Here is a 26161-nt window from a genome sequence, read left to right as displayed (position 1 = left end):
GATCCGCCGCTACATCATCTGGCGCAACAAGCACGCCACCGACCAACGACTACGACAGATCATAGACAAGGCGAACGTTGCCTGATGCGGCACTAATCGTCGCCGAAGGGGATCGAGACCATTTCTATGGACTGCTGATAGAGCATCTCGACAAAGCACAATGCCGGACGCTGCTGACCGACACCGATCCGCAGGTTCGAACTCGGGTGTGCTGGGTGACCTCCTGGGACCGCCGTAACCGAGGTCCGGTCGACGTTGCGCTGGATGTGTTGGCCGACGATCGTTTCGACTACGCCTGGCCGGAATGCATCGAGGTGCTGCGCAGACCGATAGAATTCAATCTTCTCGTCGGCGCGCTGGTGGATGCGCCGAGCGAAGGGTTGAGTGAGCGGCTGCTGGTCACGCTCGGACTGCCTGCCGCCACTCGTATCCTGAGTTCTCTCCCCAGCTGTCCTCTGCACCGATCGGCTGCACATTTTGGAAGTGGTGTGGCGAAGTCGTTGCCGCACACCGATGCAAACACCTGCCCGTTCTCCTTGCGCTATTGGGCAGTTCGTTCGGAACGGTCCGGTACGAGGCGATGCGGGAGCTGAAAGAATTCGGGCCGGGCATCATCGACTTACTGCGGTTGGTACCCCGGGACTCGGCTGCGCGGCGAGCAGCGCTGGTGATGCTCGCCGAGTTCGGGTGGAACCACATCGCTGCGGAAGATCTGGTGATGCTTCGGCGGTTGATCCGGATGAAGCAGCACGGCGAGGCACCTGAATCATTGTCCATGGGCATATTCGACGGCGCGTGGTTTGCGCTGCCGACCACCGATCAGGCCGCGGTCCTGAACGCGCTCGATCTCACTGATCCGGTTCCCGCGACGATGCGTATGGGATTCGCGCCGTGGCAGGGGACAAAACCGGAGCGTATGCCCACCGACATGTGGACGAGCCGGAAAGGCGATTTCTGGACCGAGAATTCGCAGCTGTACGGGCACAGCCTCTGCCCTGAGGTATTCGTCACTCCGGTGCTGGACGGGTGGACCCTGGTCTTCTGCCGCAACGAGGCACTCGGCGGAATGACACCGGCCTCGACCTCGGCGCACAGCCGGTACGAGCTGTATCAGCGGATGGAGCAATTGAGCCAGCAGTTCGGGACCGCGCACTGGTACGAACAGTTCATCATCGACGACTACGCCGACACTACATGGAGCCAGTGGTGCATCGCCCGGGACGGCGAATTCCGCATGCACTGCGTGTCTTCCGACGACGTCTATGTCTATCGGTGCGAGGAACACGACCCCGTGGACACACTCGCCGAGCTGAAGGCATGGATGGAGGCCAACGACCAGGGGCGAGCCGCGCTCGGCGCAAGAGGAGCACGATCGGACAGCAGCGTATGCGGCCATACTGCATGAGCGTAACGGGGATGATCGCTTGCCTCCCGAAGACCAGGAGCCGGATCCAGAGGAACTCGACGATCGCTTCCCGGCTGCAGACTCCGCGCAGGACCTGGTATTCGGTGCATATGCAGCGGCACAGCGATTGTCGATAAACCTGGAGAGCCTCGGCCCGCACACCACAGTCGAAGGCACGGGAGTGCTGGCTGTACCGCACTCACTACGACACCTCCTACGCCGCGGCGCTCTACCGATCTGACCCACAACGCAACAGTCCCAGCACAACTGGATCCGACGAGTTCGCGTTGACAAGGAGTCGGCTGGCCGTGCGGCCGGTGGGACGAAAATGATCGTTTGAGTCCCAACGGCACCGCCGCCGCCTCGCTCCGGAAACCCGCAGTTCACACACCCCACAATTTGGGACACAACCCGTGCGCGGAAACTACGGGACGGAACCGGAACATGTCAGCCCTTTATGGGACAGTTCGCGGCATGGGCCGCTTCGGATACGCGCGGGTGTCGACCCGCGGGCAGAAAGACGACTCCCCGGTCGACGCGCTCGAAGCTGTCGGGTGCGAACGGATCTGGGTCGACAAGGATCGGGCAAGCTCGCACGGCGGCCGGAGTGGGACCGCTGTTTCGAGCATCTGCGCCGCAGCGATGAACTGGTAATCACCCGGCTGTCGCGGCCGTTCCGGTCGGTGCGGCACATGACCGACTCGCCGCCCAGCTCGATGAACGCGGCATCGACCTGATCGTGCTCAAACAAGGCATCGACACCACCACCCCCGCCGGGCGGTTCCTGTTCCACGTCATCGCCGCGATGGACGAGATGACCGCGGACCTGATCAGCGAGGGCACCCTAGAGGGACTGGAGTCGGCGCGAGCCCGCGGCCGGGTCGGCGGCCGGCCACCAGCGCTGACCAAGCTGCAGGCGCTCAAGGCCAGCGAGATGTATGACGAACTCGACTCGCAGGGCAAGCGCCGATACACCGTCGCTCAGATCGCCGAGACCTTCGGCGTCTCACGCAAAACCATCTACCGTCACCTGACCACAACCTGAACCCCAGCCCCAACCAAACGACTACGGCAATCCGCCCGATTTTAGGCCAGTCGGGAACCCTGAACCGGAAACTCGACATCACTGCTGGTCAAGCCATTGTCGTTGTTTTTCGCGCGATTACTACCAGGACCCCCGCTTCGCCGGCCGCGCCTACTCCGCGCAATGCCTGCGTGCCGACCTCTACCGCTTCACAGCCGATGCTCACCAACATCACCGAAACCGACCAGGAATCCGTCATCGGCCCCGAGCGCTGACCAGCACGGGGTAGCTTGTCGGCAACACCGACACGTCCACTCCAGCCGCCTGCTACCCCCACCAGAACCACCCCAAGCTGGTATTCAATCGGCGCGAGTGCCGGAGGCGAGAAAGACCGGGAAGGCGAGGAACAGCCGATCGTTGCGTGCCCTGGCGGCTTGCTCGTCGAGCCAGGCGCCTTCTCCTGCGATGTTGGCGAGGAGCGGCAGGCATGCGCTGTCTGTCCACACGATCGTATGGACCTCGACGGCGACGTTGACGAACCCGTTGTCCAGAAGGAGGTTCCGGTATCGGCGGGCGACCCGCGGGTTTGGCATACCGTCTGCGCGCGCGTGGACGAGCGCGCGGGTGAGTTCGGGATCGTCGGAGTCGATCACAAACGTATCCCAGTCCTGGCCGACAAGCACCGCGCGACCGTTTCTAGCCAGGACCCGGCGGGCCTCAACGACGGCTCGCTCGGGCTCGGCGAGGGCGTGCAGGACCTTGTCGGCGCGGTAGCCGGTGACCGAGCCGTCATCGAGAGGCAACGCGGTGGCGTCACCGACGTGGAACTCGCTCGTGGGCCAGCGCTCGATGGCGATCTCGATCATGGCGGGGTCCAGGTCGATGCCGACGGCTCTCACCCCACGGGCAGCCAACTCGCCGACGGCGCGCCCGCCCCCGCAGCCGACGTCGACAACGGTGTCGCCAAGCGCTTTATACGTGTGTTCCCGCAGGTTACGAGCCTGGGGTAGGTCATCAAAGGCGTTGAGGAGGGTAAGCAATGTGGACATGACCGCCATTGTGCGACTTAATGTCGACATGAAGTCAATCGGCGAGGTGGCGGCTCAGTTCGGGTTGCCGACACACGTGCTGCGACATTGGGAGGCGGAAGGACTGCTGAAACCGGCCCGCGCAGGCGACCGTCGCCGCTACAACAACGCGGACTTGTACCGGGTGGCGGCGATCCTGATCTCGAAGGAGGCGGGCCTCGGACTCGCGGACATCCGGACGATGCTGGCCGCCCGGTCCGCACCGGCCCGCCATGAGGTGATGGCGGGTCACCGCGAGAGGTTGCTGGCACGAATCGCCCGGGCGCAGGCCGCACTCGACATGCTCGAGGGCGGCTTGGAATGCCCACACGACGACATCATGACGTGCCCGCATTTCCAAGGATTGCTGGCCGACCGACTACAGCCCCCTTCCATGACGGGTTCGGACGGCCGTAACACCGATCGGGCAGTCGAGCTCGCCTACGGGAATCATGAAGACGCCCCGGACGAACTGGACATAGTTGGCCGACCCGACCCAGACCGCGTCAAGTCGGACATCGACCAACAGGATGCGGCAGCGACTCGCCGTGGGCCGGCACGACGAACACAAGCAGGTAAACGACGCTGACACAAGAACTCTTGGTGACGACACGATGGTGTGATAACCCCAGTCATACCGAGAGTCCCCGCTCCCGACTTGCACCACCCAGAGCGGCCGCCCGGCCAGCGCCCCCAACCCGCCCATGGCAGACGAAGTGCTGTCAATTTTCGTCTGCACAAATCGCCAAGCGGGACACCGAACGACGCCCAAATTCACCTGTAACTGCCGCCGGAATTCACCCGTCTAGCCACCCATGGAGCTAACCAACCCACAATCAATGCGTAACAGCTATGAATATGATAGTGAAGCGCTCGTAGTCCATAGGTTCAACCGCACGTTTCATTGATTAAATTTCATGGGATTCCTCCCCCCTGCTCCTGCCAGTTACGCATCAAGCTCTCTCGGACCGCCGTCTGCGCATCTCGAGATCGAGGAGGTGTCCAGACGGCATGCAGTGGCTTGCATTGCGGGTGGGGCACTTCCACGACTCAGCTGATCGTCTCTCAACAATGACGCGGAGCTGATCGGCCGATTGTGTCGGGCTCTCGCGTCATACTGACGGTCATGGGGTATGAAGCCGTGCGGCGGTATTCTCGCAGGGGACGGGTAGGCGGAAGTTACGTGAGGGGGTCGGTCCGCTTCACCGACCGACGCGCACCCCAGCGGCCGGGGCGCTACCGATCTCCGTACTTCCACGGCTACCACAGTGCATCGCCCATGCCTATCCTGTGGGGCTTCGCGGCACTCGTGGGCGGCGCGATCCTCCTGCTGATCGTGCTGGCCCTCACCCACATGGGATCTACCGACAGGCCGGCCGACACCGCCGTGGTGCCGTCGACCCTCGCGCCCGCACAGCCGAAGTCGTGCTTCCCGTTCAACTGCTGACCGTGACGATGAGCCCAGGAAGCCCAGTCTGCGGCAACTCCTAAGCGCCGGATTTCTCAAAGATGTTCCTCGCCTCCCTAGTAGGAATGCGTCGTCGGCCTGCACCTCGACCTGCATCTCGACCGCTGTGTCCTGGTCGAGCACGCTACGGGAGTAGCCGCGCGGGTCGAGGGTGACCACGGTGAATTGCTCGGCGAGGGGGCCGATGACGGGGTCGAAGACGGCGGCGTCGCCTCCGCTGCCGGGAAGCAACAGTAGAACCGGGCCGCTGCCGCGGACCTCGTAGTAGATGGTGGCGCCGGGAACTTTCAATGTGGCGGATCTCATTGGTGTCGCTCCTGTTCGGAGGGCCATTGTTCGAGTGCGACGTGCAGTGCGTCGACGATGCGTTCCCAGTAGTCCGTGGTCGCGCGGGCGTACCCGAACCCCCCGGTTGCCTCGAGAACGCTGAATCCGTGGAATGTGCTGCGCAGCAACCGGACCGCGTCAGTACAGCTCGGGGTTGGCGGCGCAGAACCGGCCGTAGGCCTGATGCTGGGGCGTATGGGGTTGGTCGAGGTCGGTGAGTCTGTGCTGGATGGTGAGGACGATGTCGAGCACGTATTCGCCGACGAGCTGGACGATGAAGGGGATGATCCACGGGTCGGTGGCGTCGATGATCTGGTCGAGGTGGTGTTGGCGGACGTGGCCGTCGTGGTGGCGGGTGTAGGGGCAGTGCAGGACCTTGGCTTGCCTCGTAGACAGCCGACCGGAGACGTCCTCGGCCGGCGCGGGGTTGTACAGGCGATACGGGAGGGTGAGGTGCTCGCCTTGCACCCATAACCGGAAGGATCCTGCGGGTGGAAGGTGTGCTGGTGGTAATGTCTGCACGACGGCACGCACATCGGCTGCCAGGAATGCGGGAAACGCGGGTAGAAGCGCGAATTCGAGTGCAGCGTCCACGTGACCTATCCGTTGGCGCGAGACTGCGAGTTGGTCTCGATGGCGGGCCTGGATGATCCGGCACGGTCGAGGACGCGGTAGACGGTGGCGCGCCCGACGGAGAAGACCTCCATCAGTTCGGCGATGGTGTAATCGCTGCTGGCGTGCATCCGGACGAGTTCGGCTTGCTGGCGGGTGGTGAGCTTGGGTCGGCGGCCTTTGAGCTTGCCGCGGGAGCGGGCGATGGCCATGCCCTCACGGGTGCGCATCCGCAGCAGGTCGGTTTCGAATTCGGCGAAGTCGGCGAGCATGTTGAAAAACATCTTCGACATCGGGTCGGCGGGGTCGTAGATGCTGCTGCCCAGCGAGAGGCGGACTCCGCGGGCGACGAGGGTATCGCCGATCTCGCGGGCGTCGGGAACCGAGCGAGCCAGCCGGTCGAGCTTGGGCACCACCAGGGTGTCACCAGTTCGTACGGCGGCGAGGGCCTGGTCGAGTCCGGGAGGGCTGCGGTTTGTGCCGGTAAGGCCTCTGTCGAGATAGACCCTCTCATCCGGAACGCCCAGTGAGGTGAGGATCTCGCGTTGAGCGGTGAGGTCTTGCAGCACGGTCGAGCACCGGGCGTAACCGACGAGTTCTCCCACTCGGCCAGGGTACCGTTCAGCACCCCATCACCGGACAATTCGCGGACCACCTATGTGAGACAACGTTCTCGCAGTTCGGCAGTCGCGAGATCCGCACGTGGAGATGTCTCGCCGATGGAACCCTTAAGGGACACCCTTTTTCAGCTCCAGCGTCCGCGTCTCGCCGCGGCCCCATTCCGGCGTATTCGGGTCCCACCCCTTGCGGGTCCGTGACACTCTGTTCTGAGATCGGCCCTGCTGACACTGTCGCACCCGGCGGTTCCCCGGGGGTCGGACTGGGCGGCAGTGGTTCCGGGTTCCGGAGCGAGGCGGACGTGTCCCAATTCGGCCGATCGGTCCACGGGGACGGTGATTCGGAGGTGTCGCAGGCTCAGGGGGCGGGTTGGAACAGTTCGATCAAGTTGCCAGCGGGGTCGGCGAGCAGGATCTGGCTTCCGCCGGGACCGGTGATCACGTCGCTGCGGAATTCGGCGCCGGTGTCGCGCAGGCGTGTGATTTCTGCTTCGAGGTCGGTGACGGTGAGATGGATGCGGTTGCCGCCGGCACCGGCGCCGGCGGGGGTGACGCGGGCGCCGGAACTGGTCGGGCCGGACAACAGTAGCCGCAGCGGGCCGCGGACGACGTCGGCGAAAGCGGGTGCGGCGTTGGTGTGCAGGGTGAAGCCGAGGTGGCCGGTGTAGAAGGCGATGGCGGCTTGGACGTCGTCGACGAGGTAGCGGACGCCGGCGTATTCGCTGGAGGTGCTCATCGTTGGTTCCTTCGGGTGAGGCCGACGGCGGTGAGGGTCGGCAGTAGGTGACGGACGCGGGTGTCGATCTCGGTGGTGGTGGCCTGGAAGATTGGGTAGTTGTCTTCGTCGGTGCCGTTCGCGACTGCCGGGTCGGGGATGCTCCAGTGGATCCGGCGTGGGGCCTGCCCGAAGTCGGGGCAGACTTCGCGGGCCTTGTCACACAGGGTGATCACCGCGTCGAACCGGTGGCCTGCGAGGGTGTCGAGGTGGCGCGGCGTCTGGGTGGAGATGTCGATGCCGAACTCCTCACGCAGCACCCGCACCGCATTGGGGTGCATCGTAGGTTTGGGGCGGCTACCTGCGCTGACCGCTTCGACGCGACCGCCGCTGTGGTGACGCAGCAGTGCCTCGGCGATCGCTGAGCGTGCACTGTTGCCGCTGCATACGAACAGCACCGAGAGCGGTTCTGCCGGGTCGAATACCGGTGGCACGATGCTCAATCGGAGTGCCGGGTGTAATTCGGTGCCCGCGCCGATCAGTGTCTCGGCGCAGCGGTCCAGGTCCATGTGGTAGTAGCTGTCGCGGCCGTCGTGGCTGCTGCGTGTGGTGCGCACCAGCCCGCCCTCGCGCAGCAGACGCAGGTGGTAGGAGACCAGGTTCTGCGGTTCACCGACCAACCCCACCAACTCACGGACCCGGTAGTCGCTTCCGGACAGTTCGTTCAGCAACTGCCAGCGCAGCGGGTGCGCGGCCAGGTGAACGAATGGTGGCACGGCTTGACGGGACGACGTCATGGGCCAAGGATAACACGAGTACATCAAATGCATTTGATAAAAATCGGGGATCGGGTTGGGACGGGAGCACGGTGTTGAAGACAACACTGACGAATACGCCCGATGAGCTGCGCCGGAGCTTGGGGGTCACCGACGCTGTCGTCATAGGACTCGGGTCGATGATCGGGGCCGGGATATTCGTGACCCTGGCTCCGGCGGCTCGCGCGGGTGGGTCGGGGCTGTTGCTGGGGCTCGCCGTCGCGGCGGTCGTGGCCTACCGCAACGCGACCTCCTCGGCACGGCTGGCCGCGCGGTACCCGGCCTCGGGAGGCACGTATATGTATCGGGCGACCACTCCAGACGCACGAGCCCAAACCGTAAGGCGGATCAGCAGTTACCCGCGCGTCCTACATTGCCCCTGGGGTCAGCTTCGGGAGTTCTGGGCCAAGTAGGTCGTGTCCGTGCCCCGATGTTGTGAAGAAAGCGCCGTGCGCGGCGAGGGCGGTGCGTCCGGGCCCAAGCGTCGGCGCCTGCGGATCTGGTGATGCTGCTCGCGATGCCGGAAGGGCGAAGGGGCTCTCGGCTGAAGTGGTTCGACCGGCCGCCGACACCGATTAGGAATGAACTCGAGGTGTTTCAACTGGGCGCGACACTCCGCCGTGTGTCACTGATCCGTGCGGAGTATGTCGACCACGAAAAGCGCACGACAAAGGCGGTGCACGACAAAAGCAAGGAGATTACGCACTCCTTGCCACTTTCAACATATAACGCACCAGGGGTCTTGCGGCAAGACCCCCGTTGTGCTGCAGAATCTCCAGCCGAAGCCAGAACCTGCGGAAACAAGGGCTCAGGAAGTACCTGTGCTGTGGCAGCGTACGGTCCTGCGGGACGTCGACACGACGGTGGGAGTTGCCGTGTTGTTGTGAGCCCTCGGCGGGAGGTGCGGTGCTCGCCGTAGGACTGCGGGGAGCAGCTGGACGAAATACAACCTTGTGGGATGAGGGGTTTCATGATCGATGTGATCGTTGCCGGCGGTGGACCGACCGGCTTGATGCTGGCCAGCGAGTTGCGGTTGCACGGCGTGCACGCGCTTGTGCTGGAGAAGGAAGCCGAGCCGACCAGACATGTCCGGTCGCTCGGCCTACACGTGCGCAGCATCGAGGTGATGGACCAGCGCGGTCTGCTGGAGCGGTTCCTGGCGCTCGGTAAGCAGTACCCGGTAGGCGGCTTCTTCGCTGGTATCACCAAGCCGCAGCCCGACCGCCTGAACACCGCACATCCGTACGTCCTCGGCATCCCGCAGCCCGTTACCGAGCGCTTGCTGACCGAGCACGCCATCGAACTCGGCGTCGAGATCCGACGCGGCTGCGAACTGGTCGGGCTGAGTCAGGATGACCATGGGGTGACCGTCGATCTGGCCGACAGTACGCAGCTTCGCTCGCGCTACCTCGTCGGCTGCGACGGCGGCCGCAGCGCGGTGCGCAACCTGCTCCGAATCGGGTTTCCCGGGGAGCCCGCGCGGGTGGAGTGGTTGCTGGGGGAGATGGAGGTGGCTGCGCCGCCGGAGACACTGGCCGCCGTGGTGACCGAGATCCGCAAGACCCACAAGGGGTTCGGCGCCGGGCCCTCCGGGGGCGGGGTGTACCGCATCGTCGTGCCCGCCGAGGGGGTTGCTGAGGATCGGTCGGTCCCGCCCACCCTCGACGAGTTCAAGCAACGGCTGCTTGTGTTCGCCGACACCGACTTCGGCGTGCACTCTCCGCGCTGGCTTTCCCGCTTCGGCGACGCCACCCGGCTGGCCGAGCGCTACCGGGCCGGCCGGGTGCTGCTGGCCGGCGACGCTGCGCACGTCCACCCACCGATGGGTGGGCAAGGCCTCAACCTCGGCATCCAGGACGCGTTCAATCTGGGCTGGAAGCTGGCTGCCGAGGTCAACGGCTGGGCGCCGGAGGGGCTGCTGGACAGCTACCACACCGAGCGGCACCCGGTAGCAGCGGACGTGCTGAACAACACCCGCGTGCAGTCCGAGCTGATGTCCACCGAGCCGGGTCCTCAGGCCGTGCGTCGGCTGCTGTCGGAACTGATGGACTTCGAGGACGTGAACCGGTATCTGACCGAGAAGATCACCGCGATCGGGGTCCGCTACGACCTCGGCGAGGGGCACGAATTGCTCGGTCGGCGGTTGCGGGATGTGAAATTGAAGCGGGGGCGCCTCTATGCGCTGACACACGGCGGCCGTGGGGTGTTGCTCGACCAGACCGGTCGGCTGTCGGTGGCGGGTTGGACGGATCGGGTCGACCACGTCGTCGATATGAGTCCGGAGCTGGACGTGCCCGCAGCGCTGCTGCGGCCGGACGGTCACGTGGCGTGGGTCGGTGAAGATCAGCAAGATCTGCTCGTCCGGTTGTGCGAGTGGTTCGGCGCTGCTGTCAACTGAGTGCGCAGTTCTGACACCGAGCGGGTCGGACCGGGCTCCAGGGCGTGGCGGCCGCGCCTGCGGGCATCCTCGATCAAGCCACGTGCCTGGAGGCAAACAGCGCTGTTCGTGTCCCGCACCGAGCTGGGTTGGCGCCGCGACCGGACATGAGTCGACGAAGCCGTGGGTCGGCGAAGCGGCCTGACTCCGGAGACACCGGCGTCTGAACGTCACAGTGCCCGCCACCACGACGGGTGGCGGGCACTGGATCGGGAGGATCACCCGAGATCAGCGGACGAACGTCGCCGCCTGCTCGGCCAGGTCGAGCACCGGCTGCGGGAATACGCCGAGCACAAGCGTCGCCGCCGCGGAAATCGCCACGATGATGGTGGTGAGCGTCGGGGTGACGACGAGAGGTGCGTCGTCGGGCGGGTCGGTGAAGAACATCAGCACGATCACGCGGATATAGAAGAAGGCCGCGATTGCGCTGGAGATCACGCCGACAATCACCAACGGCGCGGCGCCGCCCGTGGCGGCCGCCTCGAAGACAGCGAACTTGCTGACGAACCCGCTGGTGAGAGGCAGACCCGCGAAGGAAAGCAACAGTATCGCGAAAACTGTAGCCAGCCACGGGGAACGGCGGCCGAGACCGGCCCATCGAGGTAAGCCGGTGGCTTCGGCGCCGGTGGATTCACGGACCAAACTGACCACGGCGAAGGCGCCGAGGGTGCCGAGGCCGTAGGCAAACAGATAGAACAGCACCGCCGCGACTCCGCGATTGTTCGCCGCCGCGAGCCCGGTGAGGATGAAACCCGCGTGGGCGACCGAGGAGTACGCGAGCATGCGTTTGACGTCGGTCTGCGTGATCGCCATGATCGCGCCGACCGCCATCGTTGCGATCGCGACCGCGGCCAGGATCGGGCGCCAGTCGTCGCGCAAACCGGGCACGGCGATCTGCAGCACGCGCAACAACGCACCGACTGCCGCGATCTTGGTCGCCGCCGCCATAAAACCGGTGATCGAGGTCGGCGCACCTTGATATACGTCCGGCACCCAAGACTGGAATGGCACCGCACCGACCTTGAACAGCAGCCCGACAGCGAGCATCGCCACGCCGAGCAGGGCGAGCATCGCGTTGTCCGGGTGTTGTGCGATGGCGTCGGCGATCCCGCCGAGACGTACTGTGCCGGCCTGCCCGTACAACAGTGCGACACCGTAGAGGAAGAACGCCGAGGAGAACGCGCCGAGCAGAAAATACTTCAGCGCGGCCTCTTGTGAGAGCAGTCGATTGCGTCGCGCCAGCCCGCACAGCAGATACAGCGGCAACGACAACACTTCGAGCGCAACGAACATGGTGAGCAAGTCATTGGACGCGGGGAACAGCATGAGGCCACCGACCGCGAGCAACGTCAACGGGAACACCTCGGTGGTCGCGACGCCCGCCCGCAAAGCTGCCGCTTCGGTCGCGCTGCCAGGCACCGCCGACGCCTGCGGCGTGAAGGCGTCGACGCCGCGTCCGACCGTGGCGGCAGCCAGACTCCAGGTTCCCGGTCCCGAACGTGTCTCGGAACCTGGTTCAGCGCCGCGCTCGGCGATGAACAGGATGCTCAGAATCGACACCACCAAGATCGTGCCCTGCAGGAACAAGCTGAATCCGTCGACTGCCACGGCCCCCGCTATCGCGGTCGCGTCGGTTCCGGCCAGTGCCACGACGGCCGCCAGCGCAGCCGCCAGCCCGACCAGACTCAACACCAACTGAGCGTTGTAGCGGAAGCGACGTCCGACGAACGCCTCGACGAGCACACCGAGCACGGCGGCGCCGAACACGAAGAGCATGGGGGACAGGTAGCCGTATTCGATACTCGGCGCGGGCATACTCGCGGCGAGCGTTGTCACATAGTCGAAGTCGCTCACTCAGGCCGTCCTCGAGAGGGTGATCACCGCGGCGAGCAGGCCGGCGACAAGAACGGCGAGACACGGAATCAGTCGGCTCATTTGTGGGCACCTCCGGGGTGTTCGGCCGAACCTGCTTCGGGCAGCGGGGGGGTCGACGGCGCGGGATCGGTCCGGCCGATGGTGGTGAGCGTGTGGCTCACAGCGGGATTGATGAAGTCCGTCAGGATCTTGGGGTAGACGCCGAGGAACAGCAGGGCGGCGATCAGCGGAATCACCACGGTGAGTTCGCGCGGCACCAGATCGTGGATTCGCTCGCTGCCGGCTTTGACCGGTCCGGTCATCATTCGTTGGTAGAGCCACAGCACATACAGTGCAGCCAGGACCAGTGCGCCGGTGGCGACCACCGCCGCGAGCTGGTAGCGACTGAAGGTGCCGACCAGTACGAGGAATTCGCTGACAAACGGCGCGAGACCGGGCAGTGACAGGGTCGCGAGACCGGCAATGAAGAACGAGCCCGCCAGCACCGGGGCGACCTTCTGCACGCCACCGAAGTCGGCGATGAGCCGGGTCCCCCGGCGCGACACCAGGAATCCGGCTACAAGGAACAACGCGGCGGTGGAGATGCCGTGGTTGACCATGTACAAGGTCGCGCCGGTCTGGCCCTGGCTCGTCATGGCGAAGATGCCGAGAATGATGAACCCGAAGTGGGAGATCGAGGTGTAGGCGATCAGGCGCATCACGTCGGTCTGTCCGATGGCCAACAGCGCTCCGTAGATGATGCCGATCACCGCGAGCGTGACCACCAGCGGCGCATAAGTTCCCGACGCGTCGGGGAACAGCGGCAGGCAGTAGCGCAGCATGCCGAAGGTGCCGACCTTGTCGACGACCGCCATCATCAACACCGCGCTCGACGGCGTGGCCGCGACTGCGGCATCCGGCAGCCAGGTGTGCAGCGGCCACAGCGGCGCCTTGACCGCGAAGGCGAACATGAACCCGAGGAACAGCGCGTTGAGCACCGCGGGTCCGGCGCCGAGCTGGCCCGCATTCGCTGCCGCCATCACGGCGCGGAAGTCGAACGTGCCGAGGGATCCCTCGCCGAGTCCTTGGCGCGCGGTGAGCACGTACAGGCCGATCACCGCGGCCAACATGACAAGTCCGCCGAACAGGTTGTACAGCAGGAACTTGACCGCCGCCCGGGACCGCTGCTGACGCAGCTGCACATCCCCGGTCCGCGGCCCGAAGCCGCCGATGAGGAAGTACATCGGGATCAGCATCGCCTCGAAGAACACGTAGAACAACAGGATGTCCAGCGCGACGAAGGAGATCAGCACCATCGCCTCGACCAACAGGGTGAGCGCGACGTAGGTGTGCGCGACCCGTTTGCCGCTACCGACCTCACGTTCGTCGTGCCAGCCCGCGAGCATCAGCAGCGGAACCAGTCCCGCGGTGAGTAACACCAGAACGAGGGCGATCCCGTCCAGCCCCAACGTGTATCCGGCGCCGAACGCCGGAATCCACCGGTGGGATTCGATGAATTGGTACTGCGCCCCGCCGGGATCGAATCCCACCGCAAGTCCGACACCGACGATCAGCGCCACCAAGGAGAAACTCAGCGCCACGCCGCGAGCGAGGGTACGGCGCGCAGCGGGCAGCACGAGAACGATCGCCGCTCCGACGAGCGGCGCCGCCCACAGCGTCGTCAACCAAGGAAAACCGCTCACCACAACCTCACCGCCAGCAGGGCTGCGGCCACCAGGGCCGCGCCGGTGAACATGGACAGGGCATACGAGCGCACGAATCCGGACTGCACCCGCCGGACCCGGGCCGACAAGCCGCCGATCAGCGCCGCGGTGCCGTTCACGACTCCGTCGATGCCTCGATTGTCGAGGAAGACCAATGCCCGGGTCAGATGCTGTCCCGGCCGCATGAACGCCGCCTCGTTGACCGCGTCGCCGTAGAGGTCGCTGCGTGCAGCGACGGTCAGCGGAGAAACGGATTCCGGTGCGGTGTCAGGGATCTCACGCCGGGCGTACTGTGTGTAAGCCACGCCGACACCGATGGCGACCACCGCCAAGGCCAGTGCCGTGACCACGGAGGCAGGAACGACTTCTTCGCCGTGATGGGCGCCGACCACCGGTTCGAGCCAGTTCTGTAGCGAGGAGCCGAGGACGAACAGGGCGCCCGCGCCGACCGACCCGACAGCGAGCAGGATCATCGGACCGGTCATCACCGCAGGAGATTCGTGGGGCTGCGTATCCGGATTCCAGCGGCGTGTGCCGAAGAAGGTCATCAGCATGACCCGGGTCATGTAGAACGCGGTCAGACCGGCACCCAGCAGCGTCACCGTGCCCAGCGCCAACCCGCTTGTACCGCCTTGGTTGAACGCTGCCTCGATGATCCGATCCTTGGAGAAGAATCCAGCGAACGGCGGGACCCCGATAATGGCGAGATACCCGAGACCGAAAGTGGCGTAGGTGATCGGTAGCAGGGTGCGCAGGCCGCCATAGCGGCGCATGTCGGTTTCGTCGTTCATGGCGTGCATCACCGAACCGGCTCCGAGGAACAGACCGGCTTTGAAGAATCCGTGGGTGAGCAAATGCATGATCGCCACCGCGTATCCGGCGGGGCCGAGGCCCGCGGCGAGCACCATGTAACCGATCTGGCTCATCGTGGAGGCTGCCAGCGCTTTCTTGATGTCGTCTTTGGCGCAACCGACGATCGCACCGAACAGCAACGTCACCGCGCCGACCAGGACGACCGCGAGGCGCGCGTTCGGCGCGAGGTCGAAGATCGGGTTGGACCGTGCGATCAGGTAAACGCCCGCGGTGACCATGGTGGCCGCGTGGATCAGTGCGGACACCGGTGTCGGGCCTTCCATCGCGTCGCCGAGCCACGATTGCAGCGGCACCTGCGCGGACTTGCCGCACGCCGCGAGCAGCAGCAGCAGACCGATCGCGGTGACCGTGCCCGCGCTCGCGGCTGGCGCGGCGGCGAACACGTCACCGAAGCCGATCGAGCCGAACGTCGCGAACATGACCATCATGGCGATCGCCAGGCCCATGTCGCCGACCCGGTTGACGACGAACGCCTTCTTGGCCGCCGTTGCGGCCGACGGCTTCTCGTGCCAGAACCCGATCAGCAGATAGGACGCCAGGCCGACGCCCTCCCACCCCAGGTAGAGCACGAGGTAGTTGTTCGCGAGCACCAGCAGCAGCATGGCCGCGAGGAACAGGTTGAGGTAGGCGAAGAAACGACGTCGGGCCGGGTCGTGGCTCATGTAGCCGATCGAGTAGACGTGGATCAGCGAGCCGACACCGGTGATCAGCAGGGCGAAACACACCGAGAGCTGGTCCAGTTGGAGTCCGAAGTCGACCTGGAGACCTGCCACCGGTACCCAACTGAACAGATCCTTGTGTACCGCGCGTTCGGCGCTGTCGCGCCCGAGCATCGCAAAGAACGCGATCGCGGCGACCACGAAGGAGGCCAGCGCCATCGCGGTGCCGAGGAGGTGGCCCCGCTTGTCGGCGTAGCGTCCTGTGAGCAGCAGGACGATCGCACCCGCCAAGGGCAGGGCGGGCAGCAGCCAGAGTATTGCCGTGTCCATGTCAGAACTTCAGCAGGTTGGCGTCGTCGACCGAGGTCGAGCGGCGGGCGCGGAAGATGGTCATGATGATGGCCAGACCGACGACGACTTCGGCCGCGGCGACAACCATGGTGAAGAACGCGAACACTTGGCCGTCCAGGTTGGCATGCAGCCTGGCGAAGGTGACGAACGCGAGGTTCACCGCGTTGAGCATCAACTCGATGCACATGAACACGATGATGGCGTTGCGCCGCAGCAGCACACCTGCCGCGCCGATCGTGAACAGCAGGGCCGACAGGAACAGGTAGTTCTCTGGATTCACCGGTTGCCTTCCTCGTCGCTCTGGTTCTCGGCCTCGTTCGATGTGCCTGCGGTGCCGACCGAGATGACGGCCGCTTCGGTGAGCGCCCTGGCGCGGCGGTGCCGCAGAATAGTGCTGACCGAGAGCTCCTCGAAGGTGCCGTCGGGCAACTGCGCCGGGATGTCGACCGCGTTGTGCCGGGCGTATACGCCGGGTGTCGGCAGCGGCGTGGCACGGTGACCCGCTTCGCGGAACCGACGGCGGGACAGCTCGCGCTGGCCCATCCGCGGTCCGAACTGTTCGCGATGCGCGAGCACCATCGCGCCGATGGTGGCCGTGATCAGCAGGGCGCCGGTGAGTTCGAATGCCCACACGTAGCGCACGAAGATCAGCTCGGCCAGTTCGCCGATCACGTCGCGGCCGGCGAACCCGGTCGCGGGGAAACTGATTCCGGAGTCGCGCACACCGTTGGCTATGCCGCTGATCAGCAGCAGCCCGAAGCCGAGGCCGACCGCGGCGGCGGCGAGGCGTTGGCCGCGAAGGGTTTCCTTCAGTGACTCGGCGGAATCGACACCGACGAGCATCAGCACGAACAGGAACAGCATCATCACCGCGCCGGTATAGACGACGATCTGTACGACGCCGAGAAACAGCGCGCCCTGTGCGATATAGAACGCGGCCAGCGCGATCATCGTCGCGGCAAGACAGATCGCGGAGTGCACCGCCTTGGGCGCGAACACCATGCCCAGCGCGCCGAGCACCGCCAGCGGAGCCAGGATCCAGAACTGGACGGCCTCACCCGTAGAGGCGCGAACCAATGGCTCGGCGGCCAGGATCGAGTCGATCACCGTGTTACTCCTTCCACGCTCGCCGGTGCGGGCCGCCTCGGCTCGACGGCGCCGTTGTCGGAAGTCGCGACGGTGTCCGGTGTGCCCGGAACGTTGCCGAGGTAGTAGTCGGCTTCGTCGGTGCCGGGGTACATGGCGTGCGGCGGCGCGGCCATGCCGGGCTCCAACGGAGCGAGCAGCCGGTCCTTCTCGTAGATCAAACCGGCCCGGTTGTCGTCGGTGAGTTCGTAGTCGTTGGTCATGGTGAGTGCCCGGGTGGGGCACGCCTCGATGCACAACCCGCAGCCGATACAGCGCAGGTAGTTGATCTGGTAGACCCGGCCGTAGCGTTCGCCCGGCGAGTAGCGTTCGGACTCGGTGTTATCGGCGCCTTCGACGTAGATCGCGTCGGCGGGACACGCCCAGGCGCACAGTTCGCAGCCGATGCACTTCTCCAGACCATCCGGATGCCGGTTGAGCTGATGCCTGCCGTGGTAGCGGGGCGCGGTGGGCGCCTTCTGTTCCGGATAGAACTCGGTGATGGGCCGCTTGAACATCGTGGCAGCAGTGACCATGAATCCGGCGAGTGGTTCCAGTAGCCCTACCTGGCCGGCGTCCCGGGAGCGGATATCGGTAGGCAGCGGCGGCACCGGGAAGCCGAGGAACACCGTCGAGTCGGTGGCTGTCGCGGGCTGATCCATCGGTGGTGGCGCGCCTTTCGCCCGTCCCGCGCGCAGGAACTGGAGCACCAGCAACCCGGTGATCACCAGGCCGCCGAACACCAGGATCGGCGTCTGCACGGGGTAGCCTTCGGCCTGCAGCACCCGTGCGGTGGCCACCACCATGACCCAGAACAGGGAAGTCGGGATCAGCAGTTTCCAGCCGATGCTCATGAACTGGTCGTATCTCAGCCGGGGCAGCGTGCCGCGCAGCCAGATGAACACGAACAGGAACGTCCACACCTTGGCGGTGAACCACAGCACCGGCCACCAGCCGGAGTTCGCGCCGTCCCACATGTTCAGTGGCCACGGGGCGTGCCAGCCGCCGAGGAACAGGGTTGTCGCCAGCGCGGAAACCGTTCCCATGTTGACATATTCGGCCAGCATGAACATGGCGAACTTGAGCGAGGAGTATTCGGTGTGGAAGCCGCCGACCAGCTCGCCCTCGGCCTCTGGCAGATCGAAGGGCGCCCGGTTGGTCTCGCCGACCATCGAGACGCAGTAGATCAAAAACGACGGGAGCAGCAGGAAGACATACCACGTGCCCTCCTGCGCGGAGACGATTCCGGAGGTGGCCATGGTGCCACCGAGCAGGAATACGGTCGCGAAGCACAATGCCATCGCGATCTCGTAGGAGATGACCTGTGCGGTCGAGCGCAGGCCGCCGAGCAGCGGATAGGTGGAGCCCGACGACCATCCCGCCAGCACGATGCCGTATACGCCGATCGAGGTGATCGCCAGGATGTACAGCACAGCCACGGGCAGGTCGGTCAGTTGTAGCGCGGTGTGGTTGCCGAAGATCGACACCTCGGGCCCGAACGGGATGACCGCGAACGCCATGAAGGCGGGAATCACCGAGATGATCGGCGCCAGAATGTAGATCGGCTTGTCCACGATCGCTGGGACGATGTCCTCTTTGAGGGCCATCTTCACGCCGTCGGCGATACTCTGCAGCGAGCCGAACGGTCCGGTCCGATTGGGGCCGATCCGCATCTGCATGCGTGCCACGATCTTTCGTTCCGCCAGTACCGCGATCAGCGGAATCAACATCAGGTAGACGAAGACGGCCAGTGCTTTCGCGATCACGAGCCACATCGGGTCGTGTCCGAAGCCTGCGGTGGCGTCGGGCCCATACGGGGCGGCTCGGGTCACCACGGAGGGCTCCACGGACGCCGCGAAGAGCGCAGTCAGATCACTCATGACGGTGTTCCTTCATCCTGTCGTCGGCGCGTCGCACGTGCACGATGCCGCCGGGTTGGACGGCGAGTTGCTCGGAAACGGAGCAGCCGGGCGAGTGCTGTGGGAGCCAGACCACGCGATCGGGCAGATCGGTGATCAGCAGCGGCAGCGTGACGGAGCCGCGATCGGTGGCGACGGTGACCCGATCATCGGCGGTCACGCCGATTTCGGTGGCCGTGGTGGCGGACAGGCGCACTACCGGAGGGCGGGCGATACCCGCCAGGTTCGGTTCGCCGTCCTGCAGTCGGCCCAGATCCAGCAGCATTCGCCAACTGGCGAGCACCGCTTCGCCGGGCCCGGGCCGGGCCGACGGTTGCGTGGCGTGCGCGGGTGGTGCGACGGGATCGCCATCCCACGTGCCGAGTTCGGCGAGTTCGCGCCGGGCGGATTCGATATCGGGCAGGGCGAGGCGCACCGCCATCTCGTCGGCGATCGCATGTAGTACGCGCTGATCCGACAGCGGTGCGGGCTGGCGGCGCACCATGTCATCACCCAGCGCGGCGGCGAATGGTCGTGGCCGTCCCTCCCAGGTACGGAAGGTGCCGGATTTCTCCATGGCCGTTGCGACCGGGAAGACCACGTCGGCACGTTCGGTAACCGGGCTGTGGCGCAGTTCCAGGCTGACCACGAACCGCGCGGCGTCGACGGCTGCCAGCGCGGCAGCCGGGTCGGGCAGGTCGGTGATGTCGACACCACCGATCACCAGTGCGCCGAGGCCGGACGCGGCTTCCAGGATGGCTGTGGTGTCGCGGCCGACTGTAACCGGCAGGTCCGGCACATTCCACACAGCCCGGACCTGTTGGCGAGCCAGGGGATCCGCGACCGGGCGGCCACCGGGCAGCAGGCCGGGCAACGCGCCGGCCTCGACGGCACCGCGTTCCCCTGCGCGGCGCGGGACCCACACCAACGCTGCTCCGGTCTCGTCGGCGAGCTGGACGGCCGCCGACAGCGCTCCGGGGATACCCGCCATTCGTTCGCCGACCATGATCACCGAGTCCGGCTCGCGCAGCAGCCGGGCCAATTCGATCAGTTGGGCGGAATCGGCCGCGAGTGTGGTGCTTTCGCCGGTGCGGATGGCGTCGAGCAGGAGTGGTTCGGTGCCGGGCGTGGCCTGCACGAGGCGGCCGGACATCCGACCGAGCCCACGTGAGGAGTACGGCGCCACCGAGTAGACCGGCAGGCGACGCTTGCGGGCTGCCTTCCGCAACCGCAGGTAGACAATGGGCGACTCCTCTTCCGGTTCGAAACCGGCGAGCAGGACGACCGGTGCGGCCTCCAAGCTGTCGTAGGTGATCGTGGTGCCCCGCCCGGCGACGCGGGCGGCGAGAAAGTCGGCCTCCTCCACGGAGTGCACGCGGGAGCGGAAGTCGATGTCGTTGGTGCCGAGGGCGACGCGCGCGAACTTGGCGTAGGCGTAGGCGTCCTCCTCGGTGACCCGGCCGCCGACGAGCACACCGGCATTGCCGAAGGAGGCCGCGAGACCCTCCGCGGCCGCGGCCAGTGCCTCCGACCAGGAGGCCGGGGCGAGTTTGCCGTCCCAGCCGCGCACCAGCGGGGTGGTGAGCCGGTCGCGTTCGGTGGCGTAGGCGAAGGCCCAGCGCCCCTTGTCACAGTTCCACTCGTCATTGACCTCGGGGTCGTCACCCGCGAGCCTGCGCAGAACCTTGCCGCGCCGATGGTCGGTGCGTTGGGCGCACCCCGAGGCACAGTGCTCACAGATATTCGGGCTGGACACCAGGTCGAACGGTCGGGCCCGGAACCGGTAACTGGTGCCGGTGAGTGCGCCGACGGGGCAGATCTGCACGGTATTGCCGGAGAAGTAGGAGTCCAGCGGTTCGGCCTGTGCGGTGCCGACCTGTTGCAGCGCACCGCGATCCATCAGTTCGATGAACGGATCACCCGCGACCTGCTGCGAGAACCGGGTGCAGCGGGCGCAGAGCACGCAGCGTTCCCGGTCGAGTAGCACGGCCGAAGACAGTGGAATCGGCTTGGGGTAGGTGCGCTTCGCACCGTCGAACCGGGATTCGCTACGGCCGGTGGACATCGCCTGGTTCTGCAGCGGGCACTCACCGCCCTTGTCGCACACCGGGCAGTCGAGCGGGTGGTTGATCAGCAGCAACTCCATCACGCCCTCTTGCGCCTTATCGGCGACGGCGGAGGTGAGCTGGGTGCGCACCACCATGCCGTCGGCGACGGCCATGGTGCACGACGCGACCGGCTTGCGCTGGCCCTCCACTTCAACCAGGCACTGACGGCAGGCGCCGACCGGGTCGAGCAGCGGATGGTCGCAGAAACGAGGGATCTGGATGCCGATCAGTTCTGCGGCCCGGATCAGCAGAGTGCCCGCGGGCACACTGACCGTGGTGTCGTCGATGGTGACGGTCACCAGGTCGGCCGGAACCAGCCCGCTGGTGTTGCTACTCACGGTGGCGGTCATCGAACCCCTTCTCCTGCTTCAGCCCATGCGGTGGAGCGCGCCGGGTCGAACGGGCATTCGCCGAGCCGCAGATGGTCGATGTACTCCTCGCGGAAGTACTTCAGCGAGGAGATGATCGGGCTTGCCGCACCATCACCGAGGGCGCAGAACGACTTGCCGTTGATGGTGTCGCTGATGTCGAGGAGTTTGCCCAGATCCGATTCCGTGCCGCGGCCGGCTTCGATTCGTCGAAGCAGCTGAACCAGCCAGTAGGTACCCTCCCGGCATGGCGTGCACTTTCCGCAGGACTCGTGCGCGTAGAACTCGGTCCAGCGCAGCACCGCTCGTACGACACAGGTCGTGTCGTCGAAGATCTGCAATGCCTTGGTACCCAGCATGGACCCGGCGGCGGCGACGCCCTCGTAGTCGAGCGGCACGTCCAGGTGCTCGTCGGTGAACAGTGGCGTGGACGAACCCCCCGGGGTCCAGAATTTCACCCGGTGCCCAGCGCGAACGCCGCCGGCATAAGCCAATAGTTCGCGCAGCGTCACTCCGAGCGGCGCCTCGTACTGCCCTGGCCGGGCAACGTGGCCGGACAGTGAGTAGAGGGTGAATCCAGGTGACTTCTCGCTGCCCATGGCACGGAACCAGGCGGTGCCGTTGCGGATGATCGGCGGCACGCTGGCGATCGATTCCACGTTGTTCACGACGGTCGGGCAGGCGTAGAGGCCCTCGACGGCCGGAAAAGGTGGACGCAAGCGCGGCTGGCCACGACGTCCTTCGAGCGAATCGAGCAGTGCGGTCTCCTCGCCACAGATGTAGGCGCCCGCGCCCGCGTGCACGATCAACTCGAGGTCGTAGCCGGAGCCGAGGATGTCGCGCCCGAGGAACCCGGCCTCGTAGGCCTGCGCCACCGCCGCCTGCAGCCGGCGCAGCACCGGGACCACTTCGCCGCGGACGTAGATGAAGGCGTGCGCGGCGCGGATGGCATATGCCGCGATGATGATGCCCTCGATCAGCACGTGCGGCGTGGCCAGCATGAGCGGAATGTCCTTGCAGGTACCAGGTTCCGACTCATCAGCGTTGACCACGAGGTAGTGCGGCTTGGTGACGCCGTCGGTCGCGAGGCCCTGTGGGATGAAGCTCCACTTCATGCCGGTCGGGAACCCCGCGCCGCCACGGCCGCGTAAACCAGCGTCCTTGACGGTCTGGATGACCTGGTCGGGGTTCATGTCGAGGGCGGTCCGCAGCGCCTGATAGCCGTCGTGACGGCGGTAGGTGTTGATCGTCCAGGACTGCGGGTCGTCCCAGTACTTGGTGAGCACTGGAGTGAGTGACATCAGATCCCCTCCGAATCCTGCTGCGGCTCAGGGGCTTGCATGTTCTGCTCGCGGGCGACGCGCAGTCCGGCGAGGGTGGCCTCGCCCGCGGCGCCGTCGAGGGCGCCGGGGCGCTCGTCCGGAAAACCGGCGAGGACGCGTGCGGTCTGCTTGAACGTGCACAGCGGCGCACCGCGGGTGGGCGTCACCTGTTGACCGGCGCGCAGCGCATCTACCAGGGCACGGGCCGATTCCGGCGTCTGGTTGTCGAAGAACTCCCAGTTGACCATGACCACCGGCGCGAAGTCGCAGGCCGCGTTGCATTCGACATGCTCGAGCGTGATGGATCCGTCCGTCGTGGTCTCGCCGTGCTCGACGTCCAAATGGCGTTTCAGCTCGGCGAGGATGGCGTCGCCGCCCATGACCGCGCACAATGTGTTGGTGCACACGCCCACGTGGTAGTCGCCGGTCGGGGTGCGCCGATACATGGAGTAGAAGGTGGCCACGGCGGTGACCTCGGCACCGGTGAGGCCCAACTGGTCGGCGCAGAAGTCGATGCCGGTGCCGGTGACGTAGCCCTCTTCGGACTGCACCAGGTGCAGCAGGGGAAGCAGCGCCGAGCGTGGGTGCGGGTAGCGAGCGATGATCTCCTTCGCGTCGGCCTCGAGCCGATCGCGCACGAACGGAGCGTAGGGCTCTGGTCGGGTGCTGAGCTTCAGCAGGATTTCCGTCATCGGTCTACTCCGCCCATGACCGGGTCGATGCTGGCGACCGAGGCGATGACGTCGGCGACCATACCGCCCTCGCACATCGCCGCGACCGCTTGCAGATTGGTGAACGAGGGGTCGCGATAGTGCACCCGGTAGGGTCGGGTGCCGCCGTCGCTGACCATGTGCACGCCCAGTTCGCCGCGCGGTGACTCGACGGCCACGTACACCTGGCCCGCCGGAACCCGGATGCCCTCGGTGACCAGCTTGAAGTGATGGATGAGACCCTCCATGGACGTGCCCATGATCTTGCCGATGTGCTTGGGAGAGTTGCCGAGTCCGTCCGGGCCGAGCTGCAGATCGGCGGGCCAGGCGATCTTCTTGTCGTCCACCATCACCGGGCCGGGCCGCAGCCGGTCCAGGCATTGTTCGACGATCTTCAGCGACTCCTTCATCTCCTCCACCCGGATCACGTAGCGGCCATAGCAGTCGCAGCCGGCGGTGGTGGGGATGTCGAACTCGTAGTTCTCGTAGCCGCAATACGGTTGCGCCTTGCGCAGGTCGTGCGGGAGACCGGTCGCGCGCAGCACCGGCCCGGTGATCCCGAGAGCCATGCAGCCCTGCAGGTCGAGGTAGCCGATGTCTTGGGTGCGCGCCTTCCAAATCGGGTTCGAGGTGAGCAGGTGTTCCATGTCGCGCAGCCGCTTGGGCAGCAGCGCGAGCAGTTCGCGCACCTTGGTCACGCCGTCGGCTGGCAGGTCTTGGATGAGCCCACCCGGCCGGATATAGGCGTGATTCATTCGCAGACCGGTAATGGTCTCGAAGACGTCGAGGATCAGTTCACGTTCGCGGAAGCCGAACAGCATGGGGGTGAGAGCGCCCAGCTCCATCCCGCCGGTGGCCAGCGCGACCAGATGCGAGGAGATGCGGTTGAGTTCCATGAGCAGGACACGAATCACTGTGGCGCGTTCCGGGATCTGCTCGGTGATGTCGAGCAACTGTTCCACGCCCAGGCAGTACGCCGTCTCGTTGAAGAATGGCGACAGGTAGTCCATCCGGGTGACGAAGGTGACGCCCTGGGTCCAGTTGCGGAATTCGAGGTTCTTCTCGATTCCGGTATGCAGGTATCCGATCCCGCAGCGGGCCTCGGTGACTGTCTCGCCCTCGATCTCCAGGATCAGCCGCAGCACGCCGTGGGTGGACGGATGTTGCGGACCCATGTTCACGACGATGCGTTCCTCGCCGGCGCCGGACAGCGTCTCGGCGACCTGATCCCAATCCTGCCCTCCGACGGTGACCACAGCGGGTTCCGGCCCGGTGTCGTCAGTGACGTCGGGCCGGGTGTCGGTGTCGTTCATCAGCTGTACGCCCTCCGCTCGTCGGGCGGCGGGATGCGCGCGCCCTTGTATTCGACCGGGATCCCGCCGAGCGGGTAGTCCTTGCGCTGGGGGTGGCCTCGCCAGTCGTCCGGCATGGTGATCCGGGTGAGCGAGGGGTGACCGTCGAAGAGGATGCCGAAGAAGTCGTAGGTCTCGCGCTCGTGCCAGTCGGTGGTCGGGTACACGTCGTAGAGCGAGGGAATGTGCGGGTCCGCGTCCGACACGGACACCTCCACCCGCAGGCGGCGGTTGTGCGTGATCGACGTGAGGTGGTAGACCGCATGCAACTCGTGGCCGGAGTCCTGTGGATAGTGCACGCCGTTCACACCGAGGCAGAGCTCGAAACGCAGAGCGGTTTCGTCGCGCAAAGCTCGTGCGACGGCAACGAGGTATTCGCGGCGGACGTGCAAGGTGAGTTCGCCGCGGAAGACGACCACTTTCTCCAGTGCCGCGTCGAAGCGAGTGCCGGCCGCGAGTAGCGCGGCGCGCAGCGCGTCGACTAGTTCGTCGAAGTAACTGCCGTACGGCGCGGGCGTACTGCCCGGGAGGCTGACCGGCCGGACGAGACGGCCATAGCCGGAGGTGTCGCCGGTACCGCTGACGCCGAACATGCCGCGGCGCGTGCCGATCACCTCGGCGTCCGACCGTGCGGAATCAGCCTCGGGCAGTGTGCCTTCGGGTCCTGCGGTGGCCGCGGCGTCGGTCTCGTTGTGCGCCGCCGGGGTTTCGGTGTCATCGGGGGTGTCGAAGGTCATCGCAGGAGACCCTCCATCCGGATGGTCGGCGTCGAAGCGAGCGCGGCCTGTTCGGCGGCGCGGACAGCTTCTTCGCGGTTGACGCCGAGCGGCATCTCTTGAATCTTCGCGTGCAGTGCCAGGATCGCGTTGAGCAGCATCTCCGGGCGGGGCGGGCAGCCGGGGAGATAGATGTCGACCGGAACCACGTGATCCACGCCCTGCACGATGGCGTAATTGTTGAACATCCCGCCGGAAGAGGCACAGACGCCCATGGCCAGCACCCATTTGGGTTCGGTCATCTGGTCATAGACCTGGCGCAGCACCGGTGCCATCTTCTGGCTCACCCGACCCGCGACGATCATCAGATCGGCCTGTCGGGGGGAAGCGCGGAAGGCTTCCATACCGAAGCGTGCGATATCGAAACGCCCTGCGCCGGTGGCCATCATCTCGATGGCACAGCAGGCGAGGCCGAAGGTGGCCGGCCACAGCGAGCCCTTGCGCAGGTAGCCCGCCAAATCTTCGACCGTGCTCAGCAGAAACCCGCTGGGCAGTTTTTCCTCAAGACCCATGTTCTACTGACTCACTTCCACTCGTCGTCTACGAATGCGGTT

24 protein-coding genes and 3 pseudogenes are annotated in these 26161 nt (G+C 65.8%); 8 read left to right on the top strand and 19 right to left on the bottom strand.

Going from position 1 to position 26161, the window contains the following annotated elements; genetic code table 11:
- Positions 1 to 77 precede the first annotated feature (77 nt).
- The 4 genes and pseudogenes from AB0B25_RS20765 (at position 78) to AB0B25_RS20750 (ending at position 2450) form a co-directional block, all read left to right on the top strand.
- A complete protein-coding gene (locus AB0B25_RS20765) occupies positions 78 to 593 on the top strand; it encodes a hypothetical protein (RefSeq protein ID WP_357181835.1) in 516 nt (171 codons plus the stop codon).
- Complete coding sequence (locus tag AB0B25_RS20760) at positions 581 to 1405, top strand: hypothetical protein (protein WP_357181832.1); 825 nt, start codon at positions 581 to 583, stop codon at positions 1403 to 1405. The genes AB0B25_RS20765 and AB0B25_RS20760 overlap by 13 nt, the downstream gene beginning before the upstream one ends.
- A gap of 413 nt (positions 1406 to 1818) precedes the next feature.
- A pseudogene (locus tag AB0B25_RS20755) lies at positions 1819 to 2225 on the top strand (recombinase family protein); the annotation flags it as partial.
- A complete protein-coding gene (locus tag AB0B25_RS20750; RefSeq protein ID WP_357181843.1) occupies positions 2211 to 2450 on the top strand; it encodes a helix-turn-helix domain-containing protein in 240 nt (79 codons plus the stop codon). The pseudogene AB0B25_RS20755 and the gene AB0B25_RS20750, both read left to right, overlap by 15 nt.
- Before the next feature lie 338 nt (positions 2451 to 2788).
- On the opposite strand, the gene AB0B25_RS20745 is transcribed toward AB0B25_RS20750, so the two are convergent.
- Positions 2789 to 3487 carry a methyltransferase domain-containing protein gene (locus tag AB0B25_RS20745; protein WP_357181829.1) on the bottom strand — a complete coding sequence of 233 codons (699 nt, stop codon included), beginning with the start codon at positions 3485 to 3487 and terminating at the stop codon, positions 2789 to 2791.
- Positions 3488 to 3506: 19 nt separating this feature from the next.
- Between AB0B25_RS20745 and AB0B25_RS20740 the strand changes: the two genes are divergently transcribed.
- Positions 3507 to 4085: a MerR family transcriptional regulator gene (locus AB0B25_RS20740; protein ID WP_357181825.1), complete on the top strand. Its 579-nt coding sequence runs from the start codon at positions 3507 to 3509 to the stop codon at positions 4083 to 4085.
- A gap of 690 nt (positions 4086 to 4775) precedes the next feature.
- Entirely contained in the window at positions 4776 to 4943 is a 168-nt protein-coding gene (locus tag AB0B25_RS20735; protein ID WP_357181822.1) for a hypothetical protein, read from the top strand.
- Positions 4944 to 5266: 323 nt separating this feature from the next.
- On the opposite strand, the gene AB0B25_RS20730 is transcribed toward AB0B25_RS20735, so the two are convergent.
- From AB0B25_RS20730 to AB0B25_RS20710, 5 genes are all read right to left on the bottom strand, one after another.
- Positions 5267 to 5419, bottom strand: coding sequence for a TetR-like C-terminal domain-containing protein (locus AB0B25_RS20730; RefSeq protein WP_357181819.1), 153 nt, complete (start codon positions 5417 to 5419; stop codon positions 5267 to 5269).
- Between the two features lie 10 nt (positions 5420 to 5429).
- Positions 5430 to 5885: a hypothetical protein gene (locus AB0B25_RS20725; RefSeq protein WP_357181816.1), complete on the bottom strand. Its 456-nt coding sequence runs from the start codon at positions 5883 to 5885 to the stop codon at positions 5430 to 5432.
- A 5-nt stretch (positions 5886 to 5890) separates the two neighbouring features.
- Positions 5891 to 6508 (bottom strand): recombinase family protein, encoded by a 618-nt coding sequence (locus AB0B25_RS20720; RefSeq protein WP_357181813.1) that lies wholly within the window; start codon positions 6506 to 6508, stop codon positions 5891 to 5893.
- A 370-nt stretch (positions 6509 to 6878) separates the two neighbouring features.
- On the bottom strand, positions 6879 to 7256 hold the full coding sequence (locus tag AB0B25_RS20715) for a VOC family protein (RefSeq protein ID WP_357181810.1): 378 nt from the start codon (positions 7254 to 7256) through the stop codon (positions 6879 to 6881).
- Positions 7253 to 8032 carry an ArsR family transcriptional regulator gene (locus AB0B25_RS20710; RefSeq protein ID WP_357181807.1) on the bottom strand — a complete coding sequence of 260 codons (780 nt, stop codon included), beginning with the start codon at positions 8030 to 8032 and terminating at the stop codon, positions 7253 to 7255. The genes AB0B25_RS20715 and AB0B25_RS20710 overlap by 4 nt, the downstream gene beginning before the upstream one ends.
- A gap of 71 nt (positions 8033 to 8103) precedes the next feature.
- Here AB0B25_RS20710 and AB0B25_RS20705 point away from each other — a divergent pair.
- Both AB0B25_RS20705 and rox read left to right on the top strand, forming a co-directional pair.
- Positions 8104 to 8355: pseudogene (locus AB0B25_RS20705) on the top strand (amino acid permease); the annotation flags it as partial.
- A gap of 665 nt (positions 8356 to 9020) precedes the next feature.
- Positions 9021 to 10448 carry a rifampin monooxygenase gene (gene rox, locus AB0B25_RS20700; protein ID WP_357181804.1) on the top strand — a complete coding sequence of 476 codons (1428 nt, stop codon included), beginning with the start codon at positions 9021 to 9023 and terminating at the stop codon, positions 10446 to 10448.
- Between the two features lie 267 nt (positions 10449 to 10715).
- Here rox and nuoN read toward each other — a convergent pair whose 3' ends face one another.
- The 13 genes and pseudogenes from nuoN to AB0B25_RS20635 all read right to left on the bottom strand — a co-directional run bounded on the left by nuoN (position 10716) and on the right by AB0B25_RS20635 (position 26119).
- The gene (nuoN, locus tag AB0B25_RS20695) at positions 10716 to 12341 is read right to left on the bottom strand and encodes an NADH-quinone oxidoreductase subunit NuoN (RefSeq protein WP_357181801.1); all 1626 of its coding nucleotides are present in this window, start codon (positions 12339 to 12341) and stop codon (positions 10716 to 10718) included.
- Positions 12342 to 12418: 77 nt separating this feature from the next.
- On the bottom strand, positions 12419 to 14044 hold the full coding sequence (locus AB0B25_RS20690; protein ID WP_357181799.1) for an NADH-quinone oxidoreductase subunit M: 1626 nt from the start codon (positions 14042 to 14044) through the stop codon (positions 12419 to 12421).
- Positions 14041 to 15927, bottom strand: coding sequence for an NADH-quinone oxidoreductase subunit L (gene nuoL / locus AB0B25_RS20685; protein WP_357181797.1), 1887 nt, complete (start codon positions 15925 to 15927; stop codon positions 14041 to 14043). Before nuoL ends, AB0B25_RS20690 begins: the two co-directional genes overlap by 4 nt.
- 1 nt (position 15928) lies before the next feature.
- Complete coding sequence (gene nuoK, locus AB0B25_RS20680; protein ID WP_357077030.1) at positions 15929 to 16228, bottom strand: NADH-quinone oxidoreductase subunit NuoK; 300 nt, start codon at positions 16226 to 16228, stop codon at positions 15929 to 15931.
- A complete protein-coding gene (locus tag AB0B25_RS20675) occupies positions 16225 to 17055 on the bottom strand; it encodes an NADH-quinone oxidoreductase subunit J (RefSeq protein ID WP_357181794.1) in 831 nt (276 codons plus the stop codon). Before AB0B25_RS20675 ends, nuoK begins: the two co-directional genes overlap by 4 nt.
- Positions 17052 to 17630 (bottom strand): NADH-quinone oxidoreductase subunit NuoI, encoded by a 579-nt coding sequence (gene nuoI / locus AB0B25_RS20670; RefSeq protein WP_357181841.1) that lies wholly within the window; start codon positions 17628 to 17630, stop codon positions 17052 to 17054. The genes AB0B25_RS20675 and nuoI overlap by 4 nt, the downstream gene beginning before the upstream one ends.
- A 21-nt stretch (positions 17631 to 17651) precedes the next feature.
- Positions 17652 to 18953: pseudogene (gene nuoH / locus AB0B25_RS20665) on the bottom strand (NADH-quinone oxidoreductase subunit NuoH); the annotation flags it as partial.
- On the bottom strand, positions 18946 to 21429 hold the full coding sequence (locus tag AB0B25_RS20660) for an NADH-quinone oxidoreductase subunit G (RefSeq protein WP_357181792.1): 2484 nt from the start codon (positions 21427 to 21429) through the stop codon (positions 18946 to 18948). The gene AB0B25_RS20660 and the pseudogene nuoH, both read right to left, overlap by 8 nt.
- A complete protein-coding gene (gene nuoF / locus AB0B25_RS20655; RefSeq protein WP_357181789.1) occupies positions 21426 to 22748 on the bottom strand; it encodes an NADH-quinone oxidoreductase subunit NuoF in 1323 nt (440 codons plus the stop codon). The genes AB0B25_RS20660 and nuoF overlap by 4 nt, the downstream gene beginning before the upstream one ends.
- The gene (gene nuoE, locus AB0B25_RS20650; protein ID WP_357181786.1) at positions 22748 to 23461 is read right to left on the bottom strand and encodes an NADH-quinone oxidoreductase subunit NuoE; all 714 of its coding nucleotides are present in this window, start codon (positions 23459 to 23461) and stop codon (positions 22748 to 22750) included. Before nuoE ends, nuoF begins: the two co-directional genes overlap by 1 nt.
- Positions 23458 to 24792 (bottom strand): NADH-quinone oxidoreductase subunit D, encoded by a 1335-nt coding sequence (locus AB0B25_RS20645; protein ID WP_357181783.1) that lies wholly within the window; start codon positions 24790 to 24792, stop codon positions 23458 to 23460. The genes nuoE and AB0B25_RS20645 overlap by 4 nt, the downstream gene beginning before the upstream one ends.
- Entirely contained in the window at positions 24792 to 25568 is a 777-nt protein-coding gene (locus AB0B25_RS20640; RefSeq protein ID WP_357181780.1) for an NADH-quinone oxidoreductase subunit C, read from the bottom strand. The genes AB0B25_RS20645 and AB0B25_RS20640 overlap by 1 nt, the downstream gene beginning before the upstream one ends.
- Entirely contained in the window at positions 25565 to 26119 is a 555-nt protein-coding gene (locus tag AB0B25_RS20635) for an NADH-quinone oxidoreductase subunit B family protein (RefSeq protein WP_357181777.1), read from the bottom strand. The genes AB0B25_RS20640 and AB0B25_RS20635 overlap by 4 nt, the downstream gene beginning before the upstream one ends.
- Positions 26120 to 26161 lie beyond the last annotated feature (42 nt).

Origin of the sequence: Nocardia sp. NPDC049190 (genome assembly GCF_040648115.1) — a bacterium.
GTDB lineage: Bacteria > Actinomycetota > Actinomycetes > Mycobacteriales > Mycobacteriaceae > Nocardia.
Note: the sequence above shows the minus strand (reverse complement) of the source record. Positions and strands in the feature narration are given on the sequence as shown.